Origin of the sequence: Streptomyces cyaneofuscatus, assembly GCF_033109485.1 — a bacterium.
Lineage (GTDB): Bacteria > Actinomycetota > Actinomycetes > Streptomycetales > Streptomycetaceae > Streptomyces > Streptomyces cyaneofuscatus.
In genome coordinates, this window is the sequence record NZ_CP137002.1 from 7,501,197 (window position 1) to 7,527,224 (window position 26,028).

Genomic DNA, 26,028 nt, shown 5'->3' on the forward strand with positions numbered 1-26,028 from the left:
ATGCAGAGGTGCCTCCGTACGCCACTCGGACCGTGGCGGGTGCGGCCAGCGGCCCGGCGGCGTGGGATGACGCTCGTACGGGAGTCGAACCACCGATCCGCCGAGGTGATCCCGCTTGAGCCCCCTGCCCCACCGCCCCGCGCTCTCCGCCGTCCCCCGGCTCGTCGTCGCGGCGGTCCTCGGGGTCGTCGCCGGCGTGATCACCGGTCTGCTGACCCACGCGCCGCTCGGAGTGCTCGCCGGGATCGCCGCCGCCGAGACGATCTTCGTCGTGGCCGGGTGGATCGCTCTCTGGCCCATGGACGCGGCCACCACCCACCACAACGTCCGCCGCGAGGAGTTCCGGCCCGTCCTTGAAGAGCTGGTCGTCGTCTCGGCCGCCGTCTGCGGGCTCGTCGGCATTGTCGTCCTGCTCCTGACCAGCGACTCCGACCTCAGCCACGCCGCCGCGGCCATCGCGCTGGGCGGCGTCTTCACCGCCTGGGCCTCGCTCCACCTGATGTACGCCACCCGGTACGCGTACCTCTACTACCTGCCCACCGAGGGCGGCATCGACTTCAACTCCCAGGACAGCCCGAAGTACGTCGACTTCCTCTACTTCAGCTACAACCTCGGCATGACCTACCAGGTCTCCGACACCAACGTCTCCACCACCGAGATCCGCGCGGTCACCCTCCGGCACTGCCTGCTGTCGTACGTGTTCGGCGCCAGCATCCTCGCCACCACCATCAACCTCGTCACCGGGATCGTCACGGGCTGACCGGCGCCCCGCCGCCAGGACCAGGACCGGGTCAGGACCGGGTCAGCAGGTGGCCCCGGGGCGGACCCGTTCCCGCTTCACCAGATAGGCGTCGACCTTCGCGGTGACGCAGGTGCCGCCCCGCCCGTACGCGGTGTGGCCGAGCCCCTCGTACGTCAGCAGCATCCCTTGCGGGAACTGCTCCGCGAGGCTCACCGCCTCCGCGTACGGCGTGGACGGGTCGCCCGTCGTGCCCACGACCAGGACCGGCGGTACGCCCTCCGCGTCCACCCGGTGCGGGCTCCGGCCGCCGGACGGCCAGTCGCGGCAGGTGAGTTCGGCGGTCACCCCGGCGGTGCCGTAGACCCCGGCGGCCTGGTCGGCGGGGGCCAGGGCGTCCCAGTAGGGGCGCAGGGAGCGGGGGTGGGGGACGTCGAGGCAGTTGACGGCGGTGAGCGCGGCGCCGCTGTTGTCGGCGGGGGGCTCGGGGGCTTCGTCCTCCTCCTGCTCCTTCTGCTCCTCCTGCTCCTCCTCAGCGGTGCCGGGGTCCTCGGTTCCCTCCTCGGTCTCCTCTTCGGTCTCCTCTTCGTCGTCCAGCGCGCCCAGCTTCGTCGCGTCCCCCTGGTCCGCCTCCCGCAGCGCCTCCGACAGCGGCTCCCACTGGTCCTCCGGCGTGTACATCGCCATGGAGACCGCGTCGAGGACGGCGGTCGCGTCCATGCCGCCGTACTCCGCGTACGTACTGTCCTCCGCGACCGGCAGCGGCTCACGCTCCGCCCGCTGGAAGAGGCGCTCGATCAGCGCCCGTATCTCCTGCGGGCTCGCGCCGGGGCAGCTGTCCCCGGCGATCTCCGCGCACTGCTCGGCGTAGTCGTCCACACTCCGGCGGAAGCCGGCCGACTGGCTGATCACCCGCTGCCGCCAGTCCAGCGACGGATCGATCGCACCGTCCAGAACCATGGCGCGGACCCGGCGCGGGAACTGCTCGGCGTACGAGGTGCCCAGGCTCGTCCCGTACGACCAGCCGAGGTAGGTGAGTTCACGTTCGCCGAGGGCCGCGCGCAGGACGTCCAGGTCGCGGGCCGCGTCCTCGGTGCCGACGTGCCGGAGGATCGGGCCGCTGTGCTCCTCGCAGTCCTCGGCGGCGGTGCGGGCGCCCGAGGCGGCGGCCGAGCGGTCGGCCTCCGTGCGGGGGTACAGGGGCGCGACGGCGTCGGAGGCTTCTTCCGAGATCTCCTCCGCCTCCGCCTCGGCCTCCTCCGCCTCGGCCTCCTCCGCCTCGGCCTCCTCCGCCTCCGCTTCAGCCGGTTCGCAGGTGAGGGCCGGGACGCTGCCCCCGACCCCGCGCGGGTCGAAGCTGACGATGTCGAAGCGGGCCCGCACCGCCGCGCCGAACGACTCGTCCATCCCCTCCTCCAGCGAGCTGGCCCCGCCCGCGCCGGGCCCGCCCGGGTTGTAGACGAGCGAGCCGATGCGCCGCGCCGGGCCCGTCGTGGCCGCGCGCGCCACCGGGAGCACGAACGTCCTGCCGTTCCCGGGGCGGGCGTAGTCCCGGGGGACCGTCAGCCGCGCGCACTCGTACCCGTCCGTCACGCAGTCCGTCCACTGGAGCCGCTGGCCGTAGAACGGTTTCAGGTCGGGGCGGGAGGCCGGGTCGGCGGCCCGCGCCTTGCCCGTGGCGGGGACCGGGCCGCCCGTGCAGGCGGTGAGGGAGAGGGCGCAGAGGAGGGCCAGGGCGGTGGTGGCGAGGGCGGGGCGGCGACGGACGGCGCGGTTCAACGGAGTGCTCCCTGGAGGGGGTGGTGGGGTTCCGACCCGAAGCATTCCTGGGCGATGCTGAGGTTTTGATGAGGCGCCGTACGGTCAGCCCTCGGTGGCCGGGCCCCCGGCGGGCAGGCGCAGCACGAACCGGGCCCCGCCGCGCCGCCCGGCCTCCGCCCTGAGGCTGCCGCCGTGGGCGTGGGCGACCCAGGAGGCGATCGACAGGCCCAGCCCGGTCGACCCCGAACCGCTGCGGAACCGGTCGAAGAGCGCGCCCGCGACCTCGGGCGGCAGCCCCGGCCCCGCGTCCTCCACCGTGACGGCCGTGGTGGCCCCCTCGCCGTCGACGGTCACCTCCACCTCGGCCGGCTCACCCGGCAGGTGGCCGTGGACGAGCGCGTTGCCGACCAGATTGACCACCGCACGGCGTACGAGATCGGGGTCGGCGACCACCACCACGGCCTGCTCCGCCCGCACCGCCACCCGCTGCCCCTCGCCCGCCGCGTCTTCCACGACGGCCTCCACCAACTGGTCCAGCCGCAACGGCTCCACCGCGAGCACGGCCGTCCCCGCCATCAGCCGGGCCCGGGTGAGCAGCCCGTCGACCAGCGTGCCCATGCCCTCCGCGAGCCGCAGCGTGCGCCGGTGCACATCGGTGCTGTCCGTCTCACCGCGCAGCGCGGTCTCGGCGAGCGTCCGCAGCGAGGCCGCCGGCGTACGCAGGTCGTGCGCGGCGTCCGCCAGGAACGACTCCTGCCGGTCCAGCGCCTCCAGCGCCGGCCGGACCGCCCGCCCCGAGAGCAGGTGCCCGACCCCGGCCGACAGGAGGACCAGCAGGGCGCACCCGCCGCTCACCACCCAGGTCAGCCGCCGGTGGTCGGCCCGCTGGGCCGACGCGTCCGCCACGGTGACCAGAGCCCCCTGAGGCGCCGCGTCCTCCTCCGCGTCCGGCGGATAGAAGGGCAGGGCGAACATCCGCACCGGCTCGCCGTCCGCCGTCCGCGCGTCCCGGGACCGGGGCTCGTCGGCCCGTACGGCGGTGGCGGCGGCCTGCCGTACAGCTCCGGCGGGCAGGGTGAGACAGGGGCGGCGAGGGGCGTGCTCGAGGACCAGCTCCTCGGGAGCAGGCGTGGCGGACGGCTCCCCGGACGCCGCCGGTACCGAGAGCAGGAAGAGCGGCGGGCACGCGGTCCCCGCGTTGTCGAGCAGCACCTCGGTGTCCAGCCGGCCGTCCTCGTCGGTCTCCAGCAGCCCCAGCGCCCAGTTGGTGTCGGCGCTCATGCCCTGGTCCAGCTGTTCGCGCCAGCGCACGCCGTCGCCGCGCACCGCCAGGACGGCCATCGCGACCAGTCCCGCCGCACTGGTCAGCGCGAACAGCACGGTGATGCGCCGGCGCAGTCTCCGTACGCGCGCCGTCGGCGTCAGCGCGCGGGCGGAGCGGAACGGACGGCGTACGGGCCTCACCGGGTGGACTCGTCGGCCAGGCGGTAGCCGACGCCGCGCACGGTGTGGACGAGCGGGGGGCCGCCGAGCTTCCGCCGCAGCTGCGAGATCAGCACCTCAAGCACGTTGGACTGCGGCTCCGCCATCTCGTCCCAGCAGCTCTCGATCAGCTCCGCCCGTCCCACGGCCTGGTCGGCGCGTGTGGCCAGCACCTCCAGGACCGCGAACTCCCGGCGGGTGAAGGTCAGCAGGACGCCCGCCCGGCGCACCTGGCGTCGCGCGGTGTCGATCTCCACGTCCCCGACCCGCAGCACCGGCGGGCTCACCGCCGGAGCGCGGCGGCACAGGCTGCGCACCCGGGCGACCAGCTCCGGCACGGCGAACGGCTTGACCAGATAGTCGTCACCGCCCCGGGCGAACCCCTCCACCCGGTCGGCGACGGTGTCCCGTGCGGTGAGGAACAGCACCGGAACGGCCCGTCCGCCCCGCCGGAGCTCCTCCACATAGTCGGCGGCGTCCCCCGAGGGCAGCATCCGGTCGAAGACCGCGCAGTCGTACGCGGTGACGAACAGGGCCTCGTCCGCCTGCGGCAGATCGACCGCCTCGTCGACGGCGAGACCGGCGGCCCGTAGCGCGGCGGCCACCCCGAACCGGAGGTTGGCGTCGTCCTCGACCAGCAGCACTCTCACGTCGACACCCTAGGACCTGCACACCGACGTCGCGCCGGGGGCCTCACACGGAGAACTCCTCGCCCGGGCCGGCGTCGTCGTCCGCGTCGGCCTTCACAGCGTTGTCGGCATGGACCGTACAGATCGTGCCGCCGATCAGCATCAGCAGCATCGCCAGTCCGCCGAGCACGAATGCCGTGCTGAATTCCATGGAGCGCACCTTCGGAGCAGCGCGGCCAAGGATTCGCCATCGCGCCATCGGCCGGGAATTGCCAGGGCGTGCAGAACACCACCTGGTCGTATCATCCGCACGCCGCAACACGCTGCTCGCCCGCACACGACCCGAACGCGCCGTCCGACAGCCCGCCGTACGGAGTCGGGGGGGGCGTACAACGTGGCAACAAAGGGCGTGGCGGAAAAGGGCGTGGCACAAAAGGAAAGGCAAGGAGAGCCCTCTCCTTGCCGTGTTCAACATATAGCGCACCGGGGGGCTTGCCACAAGGCCCGGGTCAGCGCGCAGAATCGTCCGCCGTGCCCCGAACCACGAAGGAAACAGGAATGACGATGCGCAGGACCGACCTACTGGACCTCCATGAGGCCGACGCGACGCAGCTCGCCCTCGTCGGCGGCAAGGGAGCCCAGCTGGGCGCGCTGTCCCGGATCGACGGCATCCGTGTGCCGGACGGCTTCTGCGTGACGACGGACGCCTTCCGGCGGGTGGTGGCGCGGGTACCGTCCTTCGACGACCGGCTCGAGAGGCTGTCGCGCTCGCACCCCGACGACCGGGAGGCGCTCCGCACGCTCAGCGCGGACATCCGCCGGACCATTGAGGAGACCGCGATCCCCGGCGACCTCGCGGCGGAGATCACCGGCGCGCTCGCCCGGCTCGGTGCGGGGACCGCCGTTGCCGTCCGGTCCAGCGCGACGGCGGAGGACCTGCCGACGGCCTCCTTCGCCGGCCAGCAGGACACCTATCTGAACGTCGTCGGGCCGGCCGAGGTCCTCCGGCACGTCAGCCGGTGCTGGGCCTCGCTGTTCACCGAGCGGGCCGTCGCCTACCGTCGGCGGAACGGCATCGACCACCGCACGGTCCAGATGTCCGTGGTCGTCCAGCGGATGGTCTTCCCCGAAGCGGCCGGCGTCCTGTTCACGGCCGACCCCCTCACGGGCAACCGGCGGACCGCCACCGTGGACGCCGGCTTCGGCCTCGGTGAGGCCCTGGTCTCCGGGCTGGTGAACCCGGACGTGTACACCGTGCGGGACGGCGCGGTCGTCGCCCGGGCGATCGCCGCCAAACAGCGCGCCGTGCACGCCCTGCCGGGCGGCGGTACGCGGGAGGTGGAGGTCGACCCGCAGCGGCAGGGGCGCCCGGCGCTGACGGAGGCGCAGGTGCTCCGGCTCGTGGAGCTCGGGCGGCGGATCGAGGCGCACTTCGGCCGTCCGCAGGACATCGAATGGTGCCTGGCCGACGACGGCTTCCGGATCGTCCAGAGCCGCCCGATCACGACCGTCTATCCCATCCCCGACGCCGATGACCAGGAGCGTCACATCTATGTGTCCGTCGGCCATCAGCAGATGATGACCGACGCCATGAAGCCACTGGGTCTCTCCCTGTGGCAGCGGACGGCCATGGTGCCGATGCACGAGGCCGGCGGACGGCTGTTCGTCGACGTCACGCTCCGACTGGCATCGCCCGCCTCCCGGGCCGCACTTCTGGACCTGGTGGGAAGAGGCGATCCGCTGGTCAGGGACGCTCTGGAGACCGTCCTCGACCGGGACGATCCCGTCCTCCCGCTCCCGGACACGGGCGGCCCCGGTGGGCCCCCGGCCGGGGGTGCGTCCGCGCCGCCGGCCGAGGCCGATCCGGCGATCGTCCCGGAGCTGGTCGAGCGCAGCCGTGCGTCCGTCGCCGCCTTGGAGCGCGACCTCCGGGCGAAGCGCGGACCGGCGCTGTTCGACTTCCTCCTCGAAGCCTTCGAGGAGCACAAGCGGGTCCTCGGCGATCCGCTGAGCATGCGGGCGATCACGGCGGGCATGGAGGCCACCTGGTGGCTCAACGACCAGCTGGGGGAGTGGCTGGGCGAGAAGAACGCGGCCGACACGCTCACGCTCTCCGCCCCCGGCAACATCACGTCGGAGATGGGACTGGACCTGCTCGACGTGGCGGACGTGATCCGCCCGCACCCCGAGGTGGTGGCGTTCCTCAAGGGCGTCGAGATGGGCGCGGAGGACGAGGGCTTCCTGGACGAACTGACGAAGCTGCCCGGCGGCGCCGAGGCGCGCGAGGCGATCGACGCCTACCTCGACCGGTACGGCATGCGCTGTGTGGGCGAGATCGACATCACCAGGCCGCGCTGGCGCGAACGCCCCACCACGCTCGTCCCCCTGATCCTCGACAACGTCAGGAACTTCGGGCCGGGCGCCGCCGCGCACCGCTTCGCGCAGGGCCGGGCGAAGGCACGGCAGAAGGAGCAGGACGTACTGTCGCGCCTGCGCGCCCTGCCGGACGGGGACCGCAGGGCCGAGCAGACCAAGCGGATGATCGACCAGGTCAGGGCCTTCGCCGGATACCGGGAGTACCCGAAGTACGGCATCGTCAGCCGCTCCTCCCTCTACAAGCGGGCCCTCCTGGCGGAGGCCGGGCGGCTCGTCCAGGCCGATGTGCTGTCCGAGAAGGAGGACATCTTCTACCTCACGTTCGACGAGCTCCACGACGTCGTGCGCTCGCAGCAGGCGGACGACCGGCTGATCCGGCAGCGTAAGGAGGCGTTCCGGTCGTACGAGACGCTCACCCCGCCCCGGGTGCTCACATCGGACGGCGAGGCCCTCACCGGGGCCTACCGGCGGGAGGACGTACCGGCCGGGGCCCTGGCCGGGCTGGCCGTCTCCACCGGGACCGTCGAGGGAAGGGCCCGCGTCGTCCTGGACCTGGCGGACGCCGACCTCGGAGCGGGCGACATCCTGGTCACGCGGTTCACCGATCCCAGCTGGTCGCCGCTGTTCGTCGGCGTCGCGGGCCTGGTCACCGAGGTGGGCGGCCTGATGACCCATGGCGCGGTGATCGCCCGGGAGTACGGACTGCCCGCCGTCGTCGGCGTGGAGGGGGCCACCCGGCTGATCCGGGACGGGCAGCGGATCCGCGTGCACGGGACGGACGGGTACGTCGAGCTCCTGCCCTGACCGCACACCTGACCCCACCCACGACCGGCCGGTCAGGTCGTCAGCGGCGGGCCAGGACCCGTACGCCGTCGGCCGGCGGCAGGTACTCCAGACCGAAGTACGCGAAGAGCGCCGGCTCGTCCTCGGCCGGCAGCACGTCGTCCGTCCCGATCGACGGGCCGTCCTTCACCTTCGCCTTGGCATGGGCGACCCGCACGTAGTCCGGGCCGACGACGGTCCCCGCCAGCGGCACGAAGACCAGCCGGTGACGGGTCGGCAGGCCCACGGTCACGGTGGCGAACGCCGGCTGGTCCGTCGCCGTGTCGACGTAGACGGACTCCAGGGACCCGATCCTGCGCCCGTCGGGGTCGACGACGTCACGCGTACGCCACTCACGGATGTCTGCGCTCTCGATCACGGTGGAACTCCTCGGGGTCGGCCAGGTCGTACGCGGCGGTCTCGGCGGGTCGGACGGGTGGCCGCCCCCGCGAGGACGGCCACCTGTTCTCCCCTCCACCTGCCCAGCAATGCCCCCGTCAGCGCGGCCCGCCCCGGTGGATCGGGCTCAGGCCGCCGAGGCGCCCGGCACCCGTCCCTCGGGAAGGAACAGGACCGAGTTGATGTACCGGGTGCGGTGCGGCACGAACGCCCTGCGCAGCAGCCCCTGATGGACGAGGTGTTCCGTCCGCGCCTGGTGGGCCGGCAGGTCGAAGCCGGCCAGCGGCATCCAGCGCCGTCCGGTCAGGATCCACCCCGCGTACCCCTGGCCGGTGAGCAGGTCGACCGCCGGAGCGATCGGGCCGAGCCGGCTCTCCAGCTCGACGAGGAGCGCCGGACGGTCCCGCCGCAGCAGCTCCGCCGCACCCCGCAGGGCGGCCACCTCCGCACCGTCGACGTCCATCTTGACGAAGCCGACGCCTTCCAGGCCCAGGCCGTCGATGGTGAGAGACTCCACCTCGACGCAGTGCGCGTGGATGTCACGGCGCTCCAGCGAGGAGACCCCGCGGTCGCCGTCGTCGCCCTCCGGCAGCCAGAGCCGGACCGTGGAGCCGTCGCGGTCCGTCGCCGCGCCCTGCACCACCCGGACGTTCGACGGCAGCGTACGGCGCAGATGCGCGGCGAGATGCGGTACGGGCTCGATGGTGACGACCTGGTCGCAGCGCCGGGCGAGCCGCCGCGACCAGGGCCCGTACCAGCCGCCGATGTCCACGGCGGTGGAGCCTGGCGGGCAGAAGTCGGCGAGCCGGCGCAGCTCCGGTTCGAAGCGCGGGTAGAGGGCGACGGCGGCGGAGCCGACCAGGCCGGTGGGCAGCCGGGACGCCACCGCCGCCGCCAACGTGGTCATGCGGCCGAGGCTTTCAGGTGCGCCAGGTATCTCTCATGGGCGTCCGCGTCGACCTTGCGGCCCGAGGAGGGCAGCAGTTGCGGGATGCCGTCCAGGATGGGGTAACTCAGGCGCAGCCGGGGGTTGTAGAGCGCCTCCTCATCGGTCAGCAGGGCCAGGCGGCCCTTGTCGAGCGGGCAGACCAGGATGGCGAGCAGCGGATCGTCGGGGTTCATGGAGACTCCCTCGGTGGTGGGGAGGTTCATGGGGACTCCCTCGGTGGTGGGGACGGGACGGGAGGGCACAGGGCCGGTGGTGGTCGGGGTCAGGACGGGGCCGCCGCGGCAGGAGGGTCATGGCGGGGCATGGCCAGCAGGACGGTGAGGGCCAGCGCGGTGCCGGCCAGCCGCAGGGTCAGCAGCAGCGGATCGTCGGGGAGGGACTCCCCGAACGCGATGCTCCCGAGGACCGCGGTGAACACGCAGGTCACCGTGGTGCACACGGGCACGATGAGGGAGGCCCGGCAGCGCTGGAGCGCCGTCTGGGACATGATGAGCCCGGCCACGGCGGTGAAGAGCAGCAGATACGGGTAGGGCGAGCCGAACAGCGAACGGGCGGCCTCCCCGATGTCGGTGGTGGTCAGCCGGCTGGAGGTGCCCTTCACGGCCAGGGAGCTGACGCCGTACAGCAGCCCGACCGCCACCCCGTAGCCGATGCCGCTGGTCGGGACCCGGTGGCGCTTGGTCGCCAGGCTCTCCACCCGTACGTAGAGCCAGACGCCCGCCGCCAGCGCCGGGACGCAGACCAGCAGCACCAGCATCTACGGGGCACCGGAACTCACCACGTCCTCGCCCTCGCGCACCGAGGCGACGACCATCAGCAGCGCCACCAGGACACCGCCGAGGGCGTACCGTTCGCGCCCGGTCGACTCCTCGCCGAGGACGGCCGAGGAGAGCAGGAGCAGCAGCACCAGACCGGAGACGAAGATGCCCTGCGCCGCCGCGATCGGCAGCGCCCGGTAGACGATCAGCTGGGCCGCGAAACCGGCCCCCAGCGACAGCGCGCCCAGCATCCACAGCGGGCTGGTGAGCAGGACGAGGACCAGGCGCAGCGGTTTGCCCGCGGAGAGCGCGGGCAGGTTGCCCAGGGCCCGCTTCTCCACCACGAACCCCACGCTGTACAGCAGGTTGGCCACCAGCGCGGCCCCCACACCCCACCACATCGCGCTATCGCCGCCGCGCGTGGGCCAGCAGGATGGACGCCGCCCCCGGCACCGCGCACGCGGCCCGGTCCACCAGCCGCAGCGGACGCGGCACCCCGTGGAAGGGGGCGCCCGTGATCTTCACGTCCTCGAAGCCGGAGGCCGTCAGGAAGGAGCGCAGCGCCCGGGCGGTGTAGAGCCGCAGATGGCCCACCACCTCCGAGCCGGGGCGGCCGTGGATCCCGCGCAGACTGACCTCGGAGAACACCGGCTGCACCCCGGCCAGCAGCAGCGCCCGGTTGTACCAGGCGGCCAGGTTCGGGGTGGACAGCATCAGGTGGCCGCCCGGCTTCAGGATGCGCCGCAGCTCGTCCAGCGCCTGGTCCGGGTCGACGAGGTGCTCCAGGATCTCGCTGAACAGCACCGCGTCCGCGCACCCGTCGGCGAGCGGCAGCCCGCCGTGCTCCAGCTCGCCCCGGACCACCGAACCCATCCGGGGACGGGCCCGGCGCAGCGCGTCCTGCGACCAGTCGACGCCGATCAGCCGGTGGCCGGTGAGGATAGGCGCGGCGGTGGCGGCGGCCGTCCCGTCACCGCATCCGACGTCCACGATGACCTGGCCGGTCCGCCCGCGCAGGGCGTCGGCCAGCAGCCGCGCCTGGCGCCGGCTGCGCCCGTCGCCGGACGCCACGGGGACGGCGGGGTTCTCGTAGAAGTCCCGCAGCCCGGGCGGGGGAGCGGAGACAGGGTCGTCGGCCCCCAGCGGGAGGGGGGCGGTGCCGGTCACGGAGCCTCCGAGGATGTCGCGGCCAGATGGCGGGTGAACAGGGCGAGCAGCGCCTCGCCGTCCTCGTCCCCCAGCAGGGTCCGCGACCAGCGCAGGGCCAGGTGCAGCCGGCCGTTCGTGGACGCGGTGGTGAACGTCAGCCCCCTGGGCATCCGGGCGGGCGCGGAGATCCACAGGGCCTGGGAGCTCCCCGCGTCGCCGAAGTCCAACGGGTACGGGATCCGGCCGACGTTGCTGAGCAGCGTCGTCGAGGTCCACGGCCCCGCCAGCACCCGCAGCCCCCGGGTGTACGCGGCCCGCACGGCGACCGGCAGCAGCGGGGTGGTCAACAGCGAGGTCGAGCGGCCCAGTTGCGGACGCGGCTGCCCCTTGAGGGCGCGGGTCCGCTCGGCGGTCAGGCGCAGCAGCCCGGCGATGTCCCGGTCGGCCGCCACCTCCGCCGCGTCGAAGCCGACCTCGACCAGCCGGGTGCCGTTGCCGATCGGCATCTCCGGACCCCGGGTGCGGTCGTCGACCGGCATGGTGATCCGCAGCGGCCGCTCGGTGGCCCCCTGCCGCCGGTTCCACTCGGCCACCGTCAGGGCGGTGGCCACCATCAGCTGGTCGTTCACCGTGTAGGGCGCGCCCCGCTCCCGCCGGGGCACCGGCAGTTCGGCCAGCAGCTGCCCGTTGCCGGGCACTGCCCCCGGGCTGCCCGCCGCCACCCGGGCGGGCCGGGTGAGGGCGGAAGGACCGGAGTGCCGGGGCAGTGGCTCGGCGGCCGGGCGGGCCGGGGCGGACGGCGCGGTAAGGGACCGTCCGCTGTAGATCTCGGCGGCCGTCGCCGCCAGCCGCAGACAGGCGGGCCCGTCCAGCGCGGTGTGGTGCACGGTGAACACCAGCACACACCCCTCCCGGTCCGGCTCCTCGACCACCTCGACCCGCAGCGGAGGCGAGAGGGTGAGCGGCGGGGCGACGGCGAGGGACGCCGCCCGCGCCCGGTCGAGCGCCCCGGGCGCGTGCGGCAGGAAGGTGACCGGGTCCCGGTCGGGACCGTCCGTCAGCTCCCACTCGTACCGCCGCGCGAGCGGGCCGCGCGGCCGCTCCCGCATCAGCGCCCGCGGGAACCGCGCCAGCGACGCGGTGAACGCGGTGCGCAGCCGGTCCTCGTCCAGACGGCCGGGCAGATGGACCTCGATGTGGATCGTGCTCGGCTCGGCGTCCTGCGCGCAGTGCCGGTCCACCTCGTCGACGACGGGGAAAGGTACCCGGGGCAGCCGCCCGGCCGCGTACGGCCGGGCGGGATGCGTGGCGGTCATCCGGTGGGTCCTCCGCTGCCGGGCGGAGCGGCCGGGCCGCCCGGACCGCTGGCGCGCGGGTCGGTGTGCGGCCGCTTGGCGTCGGCGGAGAGGGTCCGGCCGGACGGCGGCCCCACCTGCTGCTGCGGGATCGTCGCGTCCCCGTCGCCCCCGTCGGCCGTGACGGCCGAGGGTTCCGTGGACCGGCCGGCCCGTCGCCTGCCCCGGCTCGGGGCGGACCCGACCGTGACCAGTGCGGCGAACAGTGCGATCAGCGCGAGGAGTTGAGGCGTCGCCCCGAAGGCGCCCTCGCCGACGGAGGTGTACTCCCCGGTGCTGAGGGCCACGATCACCCCGGCCGCGGCCATCGCCGCGAAGGCGATCGGCGACAGCAACGACGGGCGGAAGTGGGCGAGTACGGCGAGCACGGGCACCACCAGGGCGACCGGTCCCGCGATGACGATGCCCACCAGGGTCAGCGCCACGGTGCCCAGGATCAGCCCGGGAGCCGGCGGAAGTGCCTGCTCCTCACGCTCGTACGCCTCCTCCGCCGGGCCGGAGCCCTTCCGCCGGAAGACGGCAAGACCCACCAGGACCAGGAACAGCACCCCGGCCCCGATCAGCCCGGCCCGGTAGATCAGCGAGGGCTCGTACTCCAGGGTGACCGTGCCGCCCTCGCCCTCGGGGACCAGCCACGCCTGCTGCCAGCCGTCGATCCGCAGCGGCGTCAGCTCCTTGCCGTCCAGCGTGGCCTTCCAGCCCTTGTTGTGGTTCTCGTGGAGCTGGAGGTACGAGGCCTCGCCGGCGCCGACCGTCAGCGTGCGGCGGTCGCCCTCGCCCGTCTTGACGTCGACGGTCCGTGCGGTGGCCGCCGGAGCCTTTGTCTCGCCCGTGGAGAGCGTGACGTCGGTGATGGCGAGCGGACCGGCGTCGCCGGCCTCCACGGTGTGGGTCGACGCGCCCAGCTCCACCTCGGACCGCTCGGAGCAGAGCGAGACGGCGATGGGACGGCGCTGGGTGAGGTCCCTGACCCGGCCCTCGGCCTTGGTCTCCATCAGCGTGCCGCCGATGGAGAGGACCGGCCCCTGACCGCAGGGCAGGCTGAACTTCTTCTCCGGTGCGGGCTGCGGCGAGCGGAACTTGTCCAGCGCCGGGATGTAGACCTCGCTCAGTCCGACCGGCAGCTGCAACTGGCCGCCGGCGAACGGGTTGTGCACGGTGAGCGGTGCCTGACGGGAGATGGTGATGTCCATCTTGTCGGTGGTGATGGGCGAGAAGCGGGCCATGCCGTTCTCGTCCACCGCCGCCACCGCCGTGCCGTCCGGCGAGCTGATCTGGACCTGCTCGGGCCGGGTGGAGATGCCGCCGGCCGCCGCGAACACGATCTCGCCGATCTGGGTCTTCTCCGGCCAGGAAAGCCGCAGTACGGGACGGTCGCCCGCGATCCACGCGGTGGTGAGGTCGCCGTCCGTCAGGTTGCGCGCGCTGAGGTTGGTGCCGAGACGGGCCGTCGAGTCGGCGCTGACCAGGATCTTGTCGCGCTTCCCCGTCAGGTCGAACAGCAGCTTGTCCAGCGCCTCGCCCGGCACGGGCACCGCGCTCGCGGCCACCTTGTACGAACCGGCCTGGCCGGCCGTGAACTGGCGGTGCAGCCCGGTCTCCGCGGCCACGGCGGAGAGCCCGCCCGGGTCGCTGCCGCGCTTCAGCGAGAAGACCGTCGCGTCGGCGCCCTCACGCGGTGCGTCGGAGGGCAGCTCCAGCATCCGGGTCACCTGCACCCCGGGGATGGCGATGTCGGTGAACCCGGCGCCGGTGAGACCGGGGTTCCCCTGCTGGGACTTGAGGATCGTCACCTTCAGCCACGCGGCCGGCCCGGCGGGCGCGGCCACCTCCTGCGGGGAGCCGTCGGGGCGGATCGGGCTGTCCTTGAAGCCGCGGTCCGTCTCGACGCGCACCTCGGTCGCCGCGGCCCGCACCCCGTTGCTGGGCAGCGGGGTGAGCTGCAACGAGCCCGGGATCTCCTGCGTACCGGAGAAGTCGATCCGTACCCACTCGTCCTTGGGGGAGGCGGCGGAGCCCTCCGCCCAGGCGGTGTCCGGGTTGCCGTCGAAGGCGTTGACCGGGTCGTACTGCGGCAGGTGGAACAGCCAGTTGCCGATGGACGACGCGCTCACCGACTTGGCGCCGCGCAGCACCGCCGTGGTCTGGTGCTCCTTGCCCTCGGTCGGCAGGATCTGGCGCGGAGCCGCGCCCGGGTCCTGCTCCGACTCCGGCGCGTTGCGCTCGTCGGCCGTGTAGGTGTGGGACGTGTTGGTGTTGACCAGCCCGAACCGGGTGTCGGCGCGGCGCAGTCCGTCGCCCGCCGCGTAGAGCGACGGCTTGCCCACGCCCGGGTGGGCGTCACCGGCGAGCACGGTAGGCCGGCCGTCCAGGGCGCCGTTCGCGGAGAGCGGCAGCAGGGACTCCGGTCCGCCGCTGACGACGGCGGTCGAGGAGACGGGGGCGATGCTCGCCCGGCCGGGACGCTCGGTGCCGGTCGGCGGCTCGTAGATCTCCACCGCCTCCTGGCGCGGGTAGAGGCCCTCGATCTGCACCGGGGTGTCGTTGGCTATGCGGCCACCGGTCATGACGGGGCCGAAGCCGGTGACCCGCTTGTAGCCGGACGCCTCCAGCGTGCGCTTGACCGTGGTGGTGGGGACGTACCCCAGCTGGTCCGGGTCCAGGTCGTTGCGGACCACGACGTAGTGCAGCCCCGCCCGGTTGAGGTACTCGCTCAGCCCGGGCACCTGCCCCCCGGACGTCAGCGCCTGCTCGACGGCGTCCATCGCCCGCCGGTTGCCCGGCGTGCCGAAGGGGACGTAGTCGCGCTGGGCGTACGGCGTGTCGGCCAGCACGTCGAGCGGCTGGTCGATGGTGGAGCCCCAGGTGTAGATGCCGTGCGCGGTGGCGGGGACGACCAGGGCCCGGTCGTTCGCCGAGTTCTCCTTCAGCCAGCCCGCGGCCTTCGACCAGTGGTCCGGGATCTCCTTGAACGAACCCGGCTGCAGGATCGACCCGTTGACGTACGGCCAGGCCAGACCCGGCACCACGAGCACCGCGGCGATCACCGGAGCCAGCCGGCGCGCCCGCACCGGCACCCGCTCGTCGCGCTCCGCCCGCAGCGAGGCGACGGCGGCGATGTGCGCCACACCGAGCGCCAGGGCGAGGCCCAGACCCGTCTGGAACTTGTAGATGTTCCGGAACGGCACCAGCCAGGTGTCCAGCCACTCCTGCACGGTCCCGTGGAAGAGACCGCCCAGCGCACCGCCGTACCCGGCGAGCGTGATCAGCGCGACGGACAGCACCGTCAGCACCAGCCAGCGGCGCTCCGGCAGATCGCGCCGGGCCAGACCGGCCAGACCCAGGGCGGCGGCCAGCGCCGAGCCCAGGATGGTGACGGCCGCCGTGGCGACGGTCCACCCGGCGGGCAGCCACGGCTCGCCGAAGTTCAGATAGCCGACCCAGTTGCCCGCGCCGCGCAGCACCTCGGTCGCCGACATGGTCGTCGTCGTGGTGTACGACGACTCCACGTACGGCATGAAGTTCTCACCGAAGGTGCCCAGCAGCAGCAGCGGAACGATCCACCAGGCGGTCGCGAGGATCACGCCCGGGATCCACCAGAGCAGCAGCGCCCGCTTGCGGGGGCCGCCCGGCCGGGACAGCAGATAGAGGCCGACCGGCAGCAGCGACGCCAGCGTGGACGCCGCGTTCACCCCGCCCATCAGCGGGATCAGCAGCGCGGAACGGGCGGCGGCGATCCGCGGCGCGAGGCGCGGGTTCGTCAGCGGCAGCACCACCCACGGCAGCAGCGCGCCCGGCAGGGCGGCGGCCGAGGTCGAGCCGACGACGATGGTGTACGTCGGCCACAGCGCGTACACGAGAGCGCCGAGCAGCCGGGTGGCCGAGGAGCCCACCCGCAGCCGCTCCGCCAGCCGCAGCGCACCCCAGAAGGCGGCCGCCACGATCAGCGAGAGCCAGAGCCGCTCCGCGAGCCACGTCGGCACCCGCAGCAGGTCGGCCAGGCCGTAGTACGGCAGCATCGGCACGAGGTAGCCGATGTACTGGTCGGTGATCCCGCCGAAGCCGGACCGGCTGTGCCACAGCTCGCCCAGGTCGCCGAGGAACCGCCCGGGATCCACGACGACCCCGAGCTTGGTGTCGAACGTCATGCGTCCCGGCGACACCGCCAGGAACGCCACGAACACCGTGGCCCAGAACCCCAGCAGCCAGCGCCGTGAACGGGGCGCCGCCGGTTCGTCGACCGGTCTGCCGGGCAGCGGGTCGCCGCCGTCCGGGGACTGGTGGGGTGGGAGGTGGACTGCGCTGGTCATGAACACCGCCGGAGAATGAGAAGGAGGTTCCAGGTGGCGAATTCCCGCAGTCCGGGCACCCGGGTAACAAGTTCGGGCAGGACCGGCCAGTACCGCGACCGCGCGGACACGAGGTCCACGTCGGTGCGGCCCCGCACATGGCGCAGTGTCGGGCCGACATCGATCCTGAAGAGGTTCTCGCCGAGGCGGTGCTTGGCCGGGTGGCCCGTGCGCCGCTCGTAGCGGGCGCGGGCGCGCTCGGCGCCGGCGTAGTGCCAGGGGGCCCACTCGTGGCCGCCCCACGGCGAGTACCAGTTGGTGAACGAGACGTAGATCAGCCCGCCGGGGCGGGTGACGCGCGCCATCTCGCTGATGAAGGTGTGCGGGTCCGCGACGTGCTCCAGCACGTTGGAGGAGAAGGCGACATCGGCCGCCCCGTCCGCCAGGGGCAGCAGATAGCCGTCGGCGACGACCGTGTCCCGCGGCCCCTGTTCGGGCCTGGTGCGCAGCGCACCGCGGTCCGGCTCGAAGAGATAGCTCTGCGCGCCGCGCCGCCGGAACTCACGGGTGAAGTAGCCGTCGCCGCCACCGACGTCGACGACGACCTTCCCGTCGAGCGGTACGTACCGCTCGACCTGGTCCGCCGCGTCCCTGGCCAGCAGGGTGTAGACGGTGGCCGGGTCCTCCTCCTCGCGCATGAAGGCGCGGAAGAGGGTGAGGGAGCGGCGGAAGGACGGGTCTTTCACGAGCGGGCACCCGCCGGCCAGGACCGCGTACCGCTGATCGCCTCGGCGGCCACGGCCTCCAGCTGGGTCACGCTGCTGCTCCACCGGTAGGCGGCGGCCCGCTCGCGCGCGGCCTTGCCCATCGCCTCGCGGCGCTCCTCGTCGAGCGCCAGCGCGCACCAGGCCGCGGCGAAGGACGACTCGCCCCGGGCGAGGATGCCCGTGACGCCGTCCTCGACGGAGTCGCGCAGTCCGGGGACGTCGAAGCCGAGCGTCGGGGTCGACCGGGTCCCGGCCTCCGTGACGACCAGCCCCCACCCCTCCACGGCCGCCGGGTGCAGCAGCATCCAGGACGCGCAGAGCAGCCGGTGCTTCTCCGCCTCGGACACATGCCCGGCGAACTCCACATCGGGGCCGGCGAGCTTCTCCAGCTTCTCCCGCTCGGGACCGTCACCGACGATCACGAGCCGGCCGCCGGTGACGGGCCGTACCCGCTCCCAGAGCTGGAGCAGCAGATCGATGCGCTTGTAGTCGACCAGCCGGCCGAGCGCCAGGAAGAGCGGGGTCGCGGACCGTTCGCTCTGCGGCAGCGGATCCTGGACGCCGTTGTTCACCAGCCGGATGCGGTCGTCCGGAACACCCAGCTCACGCAGGGCGCCCGCGGTGGACGGCGATACGGCGATCATCAGATGGTCCCGGTAGGCCCGGGACAGGGCCCAGTGTTCGAGCTGACGCCCGGCGCGGGCCACCGGCGCCGGGAACCGCATCTCCCACAGATCGGTGTGGACGTGGTTGACCAGGCACACGGTCGGACCGCGGTGCCACAGGGGCGCCAGGTACGGCATGCCGTTGCACACCTCGATCAGCAGGTCGCAGCTGCCGACCTGCCGGGCGAACGCGGAACGCGCGCCGAGGTAGTGCCCCAGCTGCGAACCGGCGGAGACGACCCGGTAGGGCCGGCGCGCGGCCTGTCCGCCGCAGAGGAGGGTGACGTCGTGGCCCCGTTCGGTGAGGCCAAGGGCGAGCTGGTCGATGAGCAGCTCGGAGCCGCCCGCGGCCGGGTTGCCCAGGTCGCGGTGGGCGAGGAAGACGATGCGTCTCGGGGAGGCGGAAACCCTGGGGGAGACCTGGCCCTGACCCTGCGGCGCGGCTGCGGAAAGCAGCGGGGGAGGTACGTGCTGGGGCATCGGTGCTCCAACTCGGCTCGGGGAGCGGGGGACTAGGGGCGGGGCTTGAAGAACACGGAGAAGGGAGGGAGAGGGACGGAGGAAGCGTGGAGAAGGGATGGAAGAAAACGGGAGGGGCTGGGGCACTACGGGAGCGGGACGAGCGGATTCGGGTACGGAAACGGAGAACGCGGCTGTGGGGCGCGCGAACAAGGGATGAGAGACCGGGGGCCGTGCTGTGGTGGGGATAGACAGTTTTCGGTACGGCTACGCCCCCGGCTACTCACCGATGCGACAACTTGCCGGTAACTCAGGTGGGCGAGTTCGTCATCATGTGAGTATTCGGGGCTTCCGGCTCCGTTCTGCGGCCCCGAATGACGAGCACGATGCCCACGGTCGCGAGCACGAGCCCCAGTCCGACCGCTCCGGCCGGCGCGGTCCCGGAGAGCAGGGCCAGCCGGTCGCTGTCCGCGGAAGCCAGCTCGACCTGCTTGAGCTGGGTCTCCTTGGTGAACTCGACGCGCTTGCTCTCCAGCAGGGTGACGGCGTCCTTCTTCGAGCCCGGTGCGCGCAGCGTCTTCTTCGGGCCGATCGCCGCGTTCATGATGCGGCCGGTGCGCCGGTCCACGACGAGCTCGATGCCGCTGTTGGAGTACCACTCCTCGGCGAGGATCTGCGGCGTACGGGGCCTGCCCACGAGCACGCCGGGCACCTGGCGCACGCCGGTGCGGGTCGGCTCGACCGTGCCCTTGAACAGGTACCCCTCGTACCCCTGGACCTTCTTCTTGCCGGCGTAGTCGAGCCGGACGACGCCGCCGAGGGTGCCGTCCCACCAGCGGTAAGCACGTCTTTCGACATCGAAGGGGAACTTCAGATACGCCTCCCCGTCGAAGGTCGGCTTCTCCTCGCAGCAGTGGACCGGCTCATTGGTGGTCCGGTCGGTCACCCAGCGCTCCATGGTCCACTGGAGGGCGTCGCGCGGGTCGGAGGCGGGCAGGGTGCCCTCGTGGTCGACAGAGGTGGAGACGTCCCACACGGCGTTGCCGCTCTTGACGCTGTCGGCCACGTCCCCGCGCACCTGGCGGGTGATCGTGATCTCCTTGCCCTCGACCGTCTCGACCTTCGAGGTGTCGAAGTAGCTGCCGGTCCCGGTGAAGACCGTGGTCGTATCGATATCTATGGGGGTGCGCTTCGCCTGCGGCTGGACATACCAGACAAGCAGCGGCGCGAGAACGAGCAGAAAGACCCCTGCACCCAGTAGAAATAGTGACAGAGGTGAAGCATTGCGGCGCATCCGGGCACTCCTGGGTCGAATCTCTTCGCGGGAGGTGCACGGGCCCCGGGCCGGTCAGCCCTTGATTGGCGTGAACAGTAAGCAAGGCCTTGACGGCATGTCAATGGACTGTCGACACTGTGTGCCAGCCGGAGGGGCCCGGCCATCACGGAGTAGGGATCGACTCCAGCAAGGAGCTGACCCGATCATGCGCAGACTCATCGCCGCCGCCGCCACCAGCCTGGTGGCCGCAGCGCTCGCCTTCGGTGCCGCCTTCGGCATCGTGGCCCTGCTCGGCGCCACACCCGAGCAGCCGAACACACCCTTGATCAGTTACGACACCGCACCGGCGGGCTCGTGAAGTCTCACGCCTGGCAGGAGGTGCCCCGGTCGAAGGTCGAGCGGTTCGCCTCCATCGCCCTGGCCGAAGCGCCGGAGATCGCCCAGAAGATCCTCACCGAGATCCGGCAGGACTACCCCTACCTCCAGCTCGTCGAGGACGAGTCCGGTGAGCCGATGGCCCTGGTCGGCATCCGCCGCGCCATCGAGGGCTTCGTCCGCCACCTCGCCTCCGGCGCCGCCGACCCCCGGGTGCCGCCGGAGGTGTTCCAGGAGTTCGGCCGGGGCGAGGGGCTGCACGGCCGCAGCCTCGACTCGCTCCAGGCCGTCTACCGGCTCGGGGTCCGCCTCACCTGGCGCCGGTTCGCCGAGATCGGCCAGCAGGTCGACATCGCCGCGCCCGCCATGTACGAGCTGGCCGAATCGGGTTTCGAGTATCTGGACGGCCTCGTGGAACAGTCGGTTCTGGGCTACGCCGAGGCGGCGGCCCGCCGCGCCAGTGAGCGGCTCCGCCTCCAGCGTCAGCTCATCGACCTGCTCCTGATGGAGCCCCGCGGCGATTCGGCCAGGACGCTCGCCGAGCGGGCCGCCCGGGTCGGCTGGGAGCTGCCGGAGACCATCGCGGTGGGCGTGCTGATGCGCCCCGCCCGGGAGGCCGTGGCCCCGGCGGTGGGCCAGGGGATCCTGCTGGAGATGGAGAGCGAGCAGCCGCGCATCGTCATCCCCGACCCGGAGACGGCGGGCCGGGCGGACACCCTGCGCCGGGCCACCGCCGGCTGGTCCGGCGCGATCGGCCCGTCGGTGCCGCTGGCCGCGGCGGCGACCTCCCTGCGCTGGGCGGAGACCGCGGTCCAGCTGATCAAGAAGAACCTGCTGCCGCAGGGCGAGGTGCTGCACTGCACCGAGCGCACGGAGGAGTTGGTGCTCCTGCCGTCCCGGGAGCTGATCGACGCGGCCGCCCGCCGCTGCCTCGCCCCGCTGGACGGCCTCGGCCAGACCGCGGCGAAGCGGCTGGCCGAGACCCTGCTCGCCTGGATCGAGACGCCCGGCGGCGCGCCCGAGGTGGCCCAGCGGCTCGGCATCCACCCGCAGACGGCGCGCTACCGGCTGCGCCAGATCCGCGAGCTGTGGGGCGACGCGATCGACGACCCCGACCAGCGCTTCGAGATGCTCCTCGTCCTCCGCTCGCAGCGGCTGCGGGGAGCACCGGCGCAGGGGGCGGAGTAGCGCGCCCCCTGCGCGTACGGGCTCAGACCGGGGTGACGTACGCCCCGGCGATCCCGCCGTCCACCAGGAAGTCCGTCGCGTTGACGAACGAGGAGTCGTCGCTCGCCAGGAACGCCACGGCGGCGGCGATCTCGGTCGGCTCGGCGAACCGGCCGACCGGGATGTGCACAAGACGCCGCGCCGCCCGCTCCGGGTCCTTGGCGAACAGCTCCTGGAGCAGCGGGGTGTTGACCGGCCCCGGGCAGAGCGCGTTGACGCGGATGCCGTCGCGCGCGAACTGCACCCCCAGCTCACGCGACATCGCCAGCACCCCGCCCTTGGACGCGGTGTACGAGATCTGCGAGGTCGCCGCCCCCATCCGGGCCACGAACGACGCCGTGTTGATGATGGAGCCCCGGCCCTGGGCGCGCATGTACGGGATGGCGGCCTTGCAGCACAGGAAGACCGACGTCAGGTTGACCTCCTGCACCCGTCGCCAGGCCTCCAGGCCGGTGTCCAGGATCGAGTCGTCGTCGGGCGGCGAGATCCCCGCGTTGTTGAACGCGATGTCGACCGAACCGTAGGTGTCGATCGCCGCCTTGAAGAGCGCCTCGACCTCCTCGGCGTCGGTGACGTCGGTACGGACGAAGAGCCCGCCCGCCTCCTCGGCGGCGGCCTTGCCGCTCACCTCGTCCACATCGGCGCAGACGACATGGGCGCCCTCGGCGGCCAGCCGCCGTACGGTGGCCAGTCCGATGCCGCTGCCGGCTCCGGTGACGACGGCGGTGCGGCCGACCAGGCGGCGGCAGACAGGGGAAGTGTCGGTCATGGTGCTCAGGCCTCCGTGCTGATGAAGATGTTCTTGGTTTCGGTGAAGGCGGCCAGGGCGTCGGGCCCGAGCTCACGGCCCAGACCCGACTGCTTGTAGCCGCCGAAGGGCGTCGAATAGCGCACGCTGGAGTGCGAGTTGACGGAGAGGTTGCCCGCGCGCAGGCCTTGGCCGACGCGGAGGGCGCGCCCGATGTCCCGGGACCAGACGGACCCCGCCAGCCCGTAGTCGGTGGCGTTCGCCAGGCGCAGGGCACCCTCCTCGCCGTCGAACGGCAGGACCACCGCTACTGGCCCGAAGACCTCCTCGACGGCCACCGGAGCGTCGGCCGCCACCCCGGCGAGCACGGTCGGCGGATACCAGAACCCGGGCCCCTCCGGGGAGTTGCCGAGCATGGCCCGTACGCCGTCGGCTTCCCGTACACCGTCGGCGAAGCCCCGCACCCGGTCCAGCTGGGCGGCCGAGATCAGCGGGCCCATCTGTGTCTTCTCGTCGGCCGGGTCGCCCACCACCACGGCGGCGACCGCCGGGACGAGCAGGTCGAGGAACCGGTCGTACACGGACCGTTCCACCAGGATCCGGGTCCGGGCGCAGCAGTCCTGGCCCGCGTTGTCGAGGAACGACATCGGGGTGGCCGCCGCCGCTGCCTCCACGTCGGCGTCGGCGAAGACGATGTTCGGGCTCTTGCCGCCGAGTTCGAGGGTGAGGCGCTTCACGCGCTCCGCGCACCGGGTCATGATGTGCTTCCCGGTCCGGGTGGAGCCGGTGAACACGATCTTCGCGACGCCCGGGTGCTCCACCAGGGCGCTCCCGGCCACCGGGCCCTCGCCGGGCAGCACCTGGAACAGCCCCTCGGGAAGGCCTGCCTCCAGGGCGAGTTCGGCCAGCCGCAGAGCGGTCAGCGGGGTGGTCTCGGCCGGCTTGAGGAGGACGGCGTTGCCCGCGGCGAGCGCGGGGGCCAGACCCCAGGCGGCGATGGGCATCGGGAAGTTCCAGGGCGCGATGACCCCGATGACGCCGAGCGGCTCCAGGATCGTGAAGTCGATGCCGCCCGCCACCGGGATCTGCCGGCCGAGCAGCCGCTCCGCGCCGCCCGCGCTGTAGTCGAGGAGGTCGCGGACGTTGCCCGCCTCCCAGCGGGCGTTGCCGATGGTGTGCCCGGCCTCCCGGACCTCCAACTGGGCCAGTTCCTCGATGTGTTCGTCGACCACGGCGGCGAAGCGGCGCAGCAGCCTGGCCCGGTCGGCGGGCGCGGCGGCGGCCCAGGGGCGCTGCGCGGCGGCGGCGCGGTGGACAGCCGCGTCCACGTCGGCGACGGAGGCGGCGGGCACGGTGGCGATGACCTCGGCGGTCGCCGGGTTCAGGACGTCCAGGGCGGACGCTGCGGTGTGCTGTGACACGTACGGACCTCGATCAGGGAAGCAGGAAGCAGGGGATGGTCGGAGGCGTCAGAGGCGTTCGAAGGAGCGGCGCAGCTCCCAGTCCGTCACCGCGGAGTCGTAGGCGGCCAGTTCGACCTTCGCCATGTTCAGGTAGTGCGCCACGACCTCCTCGCCGAACGCCTCCTTCGCGATGGGGCTGGCCTCCCACAGCTCGGCCGCCTCGCGCAGGGTCGTCGGCACCTGGTCGTACGCGGAGGTGTAGGCGTTGCCCGTACACGCCTCGGGCAACGGGAGTTGGTGCTCGACCCCGTACAGGCCGGCCGCGACCAGTCCGGCGACGGCGAGGTGAGGGTTGACGTCGCCGCCGGGGAGCCGGTTCTCGAAGCGCATCGAGCGGCCGTGGCCGACGACCCGCAGGGCGCAGGTGCGGTTGTCGACGCCCCAGGCGACGGCGGTGGGCGCGAAGGAGCCCGGCTGGAAGCGCTTGTAGGAGTTGATGTTCGGCGCGTAGAGGAGGGAGAAGTCGCGCAGGGCGGCGAGCTGGCCGGCCAGGAAGTGGCGCATCAGCTCGGACATGCCGTCCGGCCCGTCGCCGGCCATCACGTTCTCGCCGTTCTCGTCGGTGAGCGAGAGGTGGATGTGGCAGGAGTTGCCTTCGTTCTGGTCGTACTTGGCCATGAAGGTCAGCGAGACACCCTCCTGGGCCGCGATCTCCTTGGCGCCCGTCTTGTAGACGGCGTGCTGGTCGCAGGTGGTCAGCGCCTCGTCGTAACGGAAGACGATCTCGTGCTGCCCGGGATTGCACTCGCCCTTGGCGGACTCGACGGTCAGCCCGGCCTGCTGCATCTCGTTGCGGACGCGGCGCAGCAGCGGTTCGATGCGGCCGGTGCCGAGGATGGAGTAGTCGATGTTGTACTGGTTGGCCGGGGTCAGCCCGCGGTAGTCGCGGTCCCAGGCCTCCTCGTAACTGTCCCGGAAGACGATGAACTCCAGCTCCGTGCCGACCTGCGCCGTGTAACCGAGCGCGGCCAGCCGGTCCAGCTGGCGGCGGAGGATCTGGCGCGGCGCGGCCACGACCGGGCTGCCGTCGTGCCAGGCGAGGTCGGCGATCAGGAGCGCGGTGCCCTCGTGCCAGGGGACCGGGCGGAGCGTGGCGGGGTCGGGGACCATGCCGAAGTCGCCGTAGCCGTTCTCCCACGACGACATCGCGTAACCGTCGACGGTCCGCATCTCGGTGTCCACGGCCAGCAGGTAGTTGCAGCCCTCGGTACCGTGCTCCAGCACCTCGTCGAGGAAGAAACCGGCTGCGAACCGCTTCCCCTGGAGCCGGCCCTGCATATCGGGGAAGGCCAGCACCACGGTGTCTATCGACCCGTCCGCGACGCGTGAGCGGAGCTCGTCGACGGTGAGCGGGGGTGTGCGGTCTGCCACGGGATTCCTCCTTGGGTGAACCGGGAGGCTTAAGGTATGACAGAGAACCATTGATTGGGAAGGGAATCCGCGAGTGGTCACCAAAAGGAGAACCGACGGCACCCGTCCGGTGGCGGCGGACGGTGCCCCGGACGTCGCCCGCGAAGATGCGACGGGCGGGGAGGCCCCCGAGTCCGCCTCCGCGCCGCCGGTCTCCGTCCTGCGCCCCGTCCGCGCGGGCAACGGCTTCGAGGAGACCCTGGAGCAGGTCCTGCAACTGCTCCGCCTCGGCCTGGTCCCGCCCGGCGACCGGCTGCCCGCCGAGCGTGAACTCGCCCAGCACCTGGGCGTCAGCCGGGTGGCTCTGCGCGAGGTGCTCAAGGTCCTCCAGGACCAGGGCATGGTGGAGAGCCGGCGCGGCCGCTACGGCGGAACGTTCGTCCTGCCGCGCGCCGCCGCCGCCGACGGCAGTGACGAGCTGCGGCGCCGGGTGGCGGCCGTCGACGTGGAGGACACCCTGCGCTTCCGCGAGGTGCTGGAGACCGGGGCCGCCGGGCTCTGCGCCGACGGGCTCGCGGACGGCGGTGCGGCCCGGCTGCGGGCGGCCCTCGAAGCCACCCAGGGCGCCCGCCTGGAGGACTACCGCCGCCAGGACACCCTGCTCCACCTCACCCTCGCCGAACTCTCCGGCTCCCGCTCGCTCGCGGCGCAGTACGCCTCCGTACGGGCCACCCTCAACGAACTCCTGGACTGCATCCCGCTGCTGGTGCGCAACCTGGAGCACTCCCAGCAGCAGCACGCGGCCGTCGTCGAGGCCGTGCTCGACCGGGACGCGGAGGCGGCGCGCGAGATGATGCGCGAACACTGCGCCGGTACGGCGGCGCTGCTGCGGGGCTTCCTGGCCTGAGGTCTGCCGGCCGGCCCGAGCGGTCCCGCAGCGCATCCGTTAACCACTCTTTAACGCAGGCCCCTTGCCTTTCGCGCCGACGT

At 72.8% G+C, this 26,028-nt stretch carries 21 protein-coding genes and 1 pseudogene; 5 read left to right on the top strand and 17 right to left on the bottom strand.

All coding sequences use genetic code 11. The features are described 5' to 3' along the window. Positions 1–115: 115 nt before the first annotated feature. On the top strand, positions 116–760 hold the full coding sequence (locus R2B67_RS33225) for a DUF1345 domain-containing protein (protein WP_317823530.1): 645 nt from the start codon (positions 116–118) through the stop codon (positions 758–760). 42 nt (positions 761–802) lie between these two features. Here the strand turns inward: R2B67_RS33225 and R2B67_RS33230 are convergent, their stop codons facing one another. From R2B67_RS33230 to R2B67_RS33245, 4 genes are all read right to left on the bottom strand, one after another. Then, positions 803–2,518, bottom strand: coding sequence for an alpha/beta hydrolase (locus R2B67_RS33230; protein ID WP_317823531.1), 1,716 nt, complete (start codon positions 2,516–2,518; stop codon positions 803–805). 84 nt (positions 2,519–2,602) lie between these two features. Continuing rightward, positions 2,603–3,964 carry a sensor histidine kinase gene (locus tag R2B67_RS33235; RefSeq protein ID WP_317823533.1) on the bottom strand — a complete coding sequence of 454 codons (1,362 nt, stop codon included), beginning with the start codon at positions 3,962–3,964 and terminating at the stop codon, positions 2,603–2,605. Then, complete coding sequence (locus R2B67_RS33240; RefSeq protein ID WP_237329360.1) at positions 3,961–4,626, bottom strand: winged helix-turn-helix domain-containing protein; 666 nt, start codon at positions 4,624–4,626, stop codon at positions 3,961–3,963. The genes R2B67_RS33235 and R2B67_RS33240 overlap by 4 nt, the downstream gene beginning before the upstream one ends. Before the next feature lie 49 nt (positions 4,627–4,675). Next, the gene (locus R2B67_RS33245; protein ID WP_317823535.1) at positions 4,676–4,822 is read right to left on the bottom strand and encodes a hypothetical protein; all 147 of its coding nucleotides are present in this window, start codon (positions 4,820–4,822) and stop codon (positions 4,676–4,678) included. 347 nt (positions 4,823–5,169) lie between these two features. Here R2B67_RS33245 and rph point away from each other — a divergent pair, with 347 nt between their 5' ends. Further along, positions 5,170–7,791: a rifamycin-inactivating phosphotransferase gene (gene rph / locus R2B67_RS33250; protein ID WP_317823537.1), complete on the top strand. Its 2,622-nt coding sequence runs from the start codon at positions 5,170–5,172 to the stop codon at positions 7,789–7,791. 40 nt (positions 7,792–7,831) lie between these two features. Here the strand turns inward: rph and R2B67_RS33255 are convergent, their stop codons facing one another. The 10 genes and pseudogenes from R2B67_RS33255 to R2B67_RS33300 form a co-directional block, all read right to left on the bottom strand. After that, positions 7,832–8,188 (bottom strand): PRC-barrel domain-containing protein, encoded by a 357-nt coding sequence (locus R2B67_RS33255; protein WP_317823538.1) that lies wholly within the window; start codon positions 8,186–8,188, stop codon positions 7,832–7,834. Between the two features lie 147 nt (positions 8,189–8,335). After that, positions 8,336–9,115, bottom strand: coding sequence for an FkbM family methyltransferase (locus R2B67_RS33260; protein WP_317823540.1), 780 nt, complete (start codon positions 9,113–9,115; stop codon positions 8,336–8,338). Then, positions 9,112–9,330, bottom strand: a complete 219-nt coding sequence (locus tag R2B67_RS33265) for a Trm112 family protein (RefSeq protein ID WP_026242196.1) — start codon at positions 9,328–9,330, stop codon at positions 9,112–9,114. Before R2B67_RS33265 ends, R2B67_RS33260 begins: the two co-directional genes overlap by 4 nt. 89 nt (positions 9,331–9,419) lie before the next feature. Continuing rightward, positions 9,420–10,316: pseudogene (locus R2B67_RS33270) on the bottom strand (hypothetical protein). A 4-nt stretch (positions 10,317–10,320) separates the two neighbouring features. Then, positions 10,321–11,082 (bottom strand): class I SAM-dependent methyltransferase, encoded by a 762-nt coding sequence (locus R2B67_RS33275; protein WP_317823542.1) that lies wholly within the window; start codon positions 11,080–11,082, stop codon positions 10,321–10,323. Continuing rightward, entirely contained in the window at positions 11,079–12,380 is a 1,302-nt protein-coding gene (locus R2B67_RS33280; RefSeq protein WP_317823544.1) for a condensation protein, read from the bottom strand. The genes R2B67_RS33275 and R2B67_RS33280 overlap by 4 nt, the downstream gene beginning before the upstream one ends. Further along, positions 12,377–16,729, bottom strand: coding sequence for an alpha-(1->3)-arabinofuranosyltransferase (locus R2B67_RS33285; protein WP_317823545.1), 4,353 nt, complete (start codon positions 16,727–16,729; stop codon positions 12,377–12,379). Before R2B67_RS33285 ends, R2B67_RS33280 begins: the two co-directional genes overlap by 4 nt. Continuing rightward, positions 16,726–17,454 (bottom strand): class I SAM-dependent methyltransferase, encoded by a 729-nt coding sequence (locus R2B67_RS33290; RefSeq protein ID WP_317823546.1) that lies wholly within the window; start codon positions 17,452–17,454, stop codon positions 16,726–16,728. Before R2B67_RS33290 ends, R2B67_RS33285 begins: the two co-directional genes overlap by 4 nt. Then, positions 17,451–18,620, bottom strand: a complete 1,170-nt coding sequence (locus tag R2B67_RS33295) for a glycosyltransferase family 4 protein (RefSeq protein ID WP_317823548.1) — start codon at positions 18,618–18,620, stop codon at positions 17,451–17,453. The genes R2B67_RS33290 and R2B67_RS33295 overlap by 4 nt, the downstream gene beginning before the upstream one ends. Before the next feature lie 289 nt (positions 18,621–18,909). Continuing rightward, on the bottom strand, positions 18,910–19,893 hold the full coding sequence (locus tag R2B67_RS33300) for a cell envelope lipid trafficking protein PgfA (RefSeq protein WP_018515909.1): 984 nt from the start codon (positions 19,891–19,893) through the stop codon (positions 18,910–18,912). A gap of 187 nt (positions 19,894–20,080) precedes the next feature. Between R2B67_RS33300 and R2B67_RS33305 the strand changes: the two genes are divergently transcribed. Then, positions 20,081–20,233 (top strand): hypothetical protein, encoded by a 153-nt coding sequence (locus tag R2B67_RS33305; RefSeq protein ID WP_204164077.1) that lies wholly within the window; start codon positions 20,081–20,083, stop codon positions 20,231–20,233. Continuing rightward, positions 20,230–21,438, top strand: coding sequence for a PucR family transcriptional regulator (locus R2B67_RS33310; RefSeq protein WP_317823552.1), 1,209 nt, complete (start codon positions 20,230–20,232; stop codon positions 21,436–21,438). The genes R2B67_RS33305 and R2B67_RS33310 overlap by 4 nt, the downstream gene beginning before the upstream one ends. 22 nt (positions 21,439–21,460) lie before the next feature. Here R2B67_RS33310 and R2B67_RS33315 read toward each other — a convergent pair whose 3' ends face one another. Genes R2B67_RS33315 through R2B67_RS33325 form a run of 3 tightly spaced genes read right to left on the bottom strand, consistent with a single transcriptional unit; the run spans position 21,461 to position 25,059 of the window. Then, on the bottom strand, positions 21,461–22,246 hold the full coding sequence (locus tag R2B67_RS33315) for a 3-oxoacyl-ACP reductase (RefSeq protein ID WP_317823554.1): 786 nt from the start codon (positions 22,244–22,246) through the stop codon (positions 21,461–21,463). 5 nt (positions 22,247–22,251) lie between these two features. Next, positions 22,252–23,646 (bottom strand): aldehyde dehydrogenase family protein, encoded by a 1,395-nt coding sequence (locus tag R2B67_RS33320; RefSeq protein WP_317823556.1) that lies wholly within the window; start codon positions 23,644–23,646, stop codon positions 22,252–22,254. Between the two features lie 48 nt (positions 23,647–23,694). Next, positions 23,695–25,059, bottom strand: a complete 1,365-nt coding sequence (locus R2B67_RS33325; RefSeq protein ID WP_317823558.1) for a glutamine synthetase family protein — start codon at positions 25,057–25,059, stop codon at positions 23,695–23,697. Positions 25,060–25,132: 73 nt separating this feature from the next. Here R2B67_RS33325 and R2B67_RS33330 point away from each other — a divergent pair, with 73 nt between their 5' ends. Continuing rightward, positions 25,133–25,945 carry a FadR/GntR family transcriptional regulator gene (locus tag R2B67_RS33330; RefSeq protein ID WP_381074889.1) on the top strand — a complete coding sequence of 271 codons (813 nt, stop codon included), beginning with the start codon at positions 25,133–25,135 and terminating at the stop codon, positions 25,943–25,945. Positions 25,946–26,028 lie beyond the last annotated feature (83 nt).

What these genes read in the sequence shown, in the direction of transcription:
- R2B67_RS33245 (WP_317823535.1), bottom strand. Translation starts at nt 4,822, where the DNA reads ATGGAATTCAGCACGGCATTCGTGCTCGGCGGACTGGCGATGCTGCTG.
- rph (WP_317823537.1), top strand. Translation starts at nt 5,170, where the DNA reads ATGACGATGCGCAGGACCGACCTACTGGACCTCCATGAGGCCGACGCG.
- R2B67_RS33260 (WP_317823540.1), bottom strand. Translation starts at nt 9,115, where the DNA reads ATGACCACGTTGGCGGCGGCGGTGGCGTCCCGGCTGCCCACCGGCCTG.
- R2B67_RS33265 (WP_026242196.1), bottom strand. Translation starts at nt 9,330, where the DNA reads ATGAACCCCGACGATCCGCTGCTCGCCATCCTGGTCTGCCCGCTCGAC.
- R2B67_RS33280 (WP_317823544.1), bottom strand. Translation starts at nt 12,380, where the DNA reads ATGACCGCCACGCATCCCGCCCGGCCGTACGCGGCCGGGCGGCTGCCC.
- R2B67_RS33285 (WP_317823545.1), bottom strand. Translation starts at nt 16,729, where the DNA reads ATGACCAGCGCAGTCCACCTCCCACCCCACCAGTCCCCGGACGGCGGC.
- R2B67_RS33295 (WP_317823548.1), bottom strand. Translation starts at nt 18,620, where the DNA reads ATGCCCCAGCACGTACCTCCCCCGCTGCTTTCCGCAGCCGCGCCGCAG.
- R2B67_RS33300 (WP_018515909.1), bottom strand. Translation starts at nt 19,893, where the DNA reads ATGCGCCGCAATGCTTCACCTCTGTCACTATTTCTACTGGGTGCAGGG.
- R2B67_RS33305 (WP_204164077.1), top strand. Translation starts at nt 20,081, where the DNA reads ATGCGCAGACTCATCGCCGCCGCCGCCACCAGCCTGGTGGCCGCAGCG.
- R2B67_RS33315 (WP_317823554.1), bottom strand. Translation starts at nt 22,246, where the DNA reads ATGACCGACACTTCCCCTGTCTGCCGCCGCCTGGTCGGCCGCACCGCC.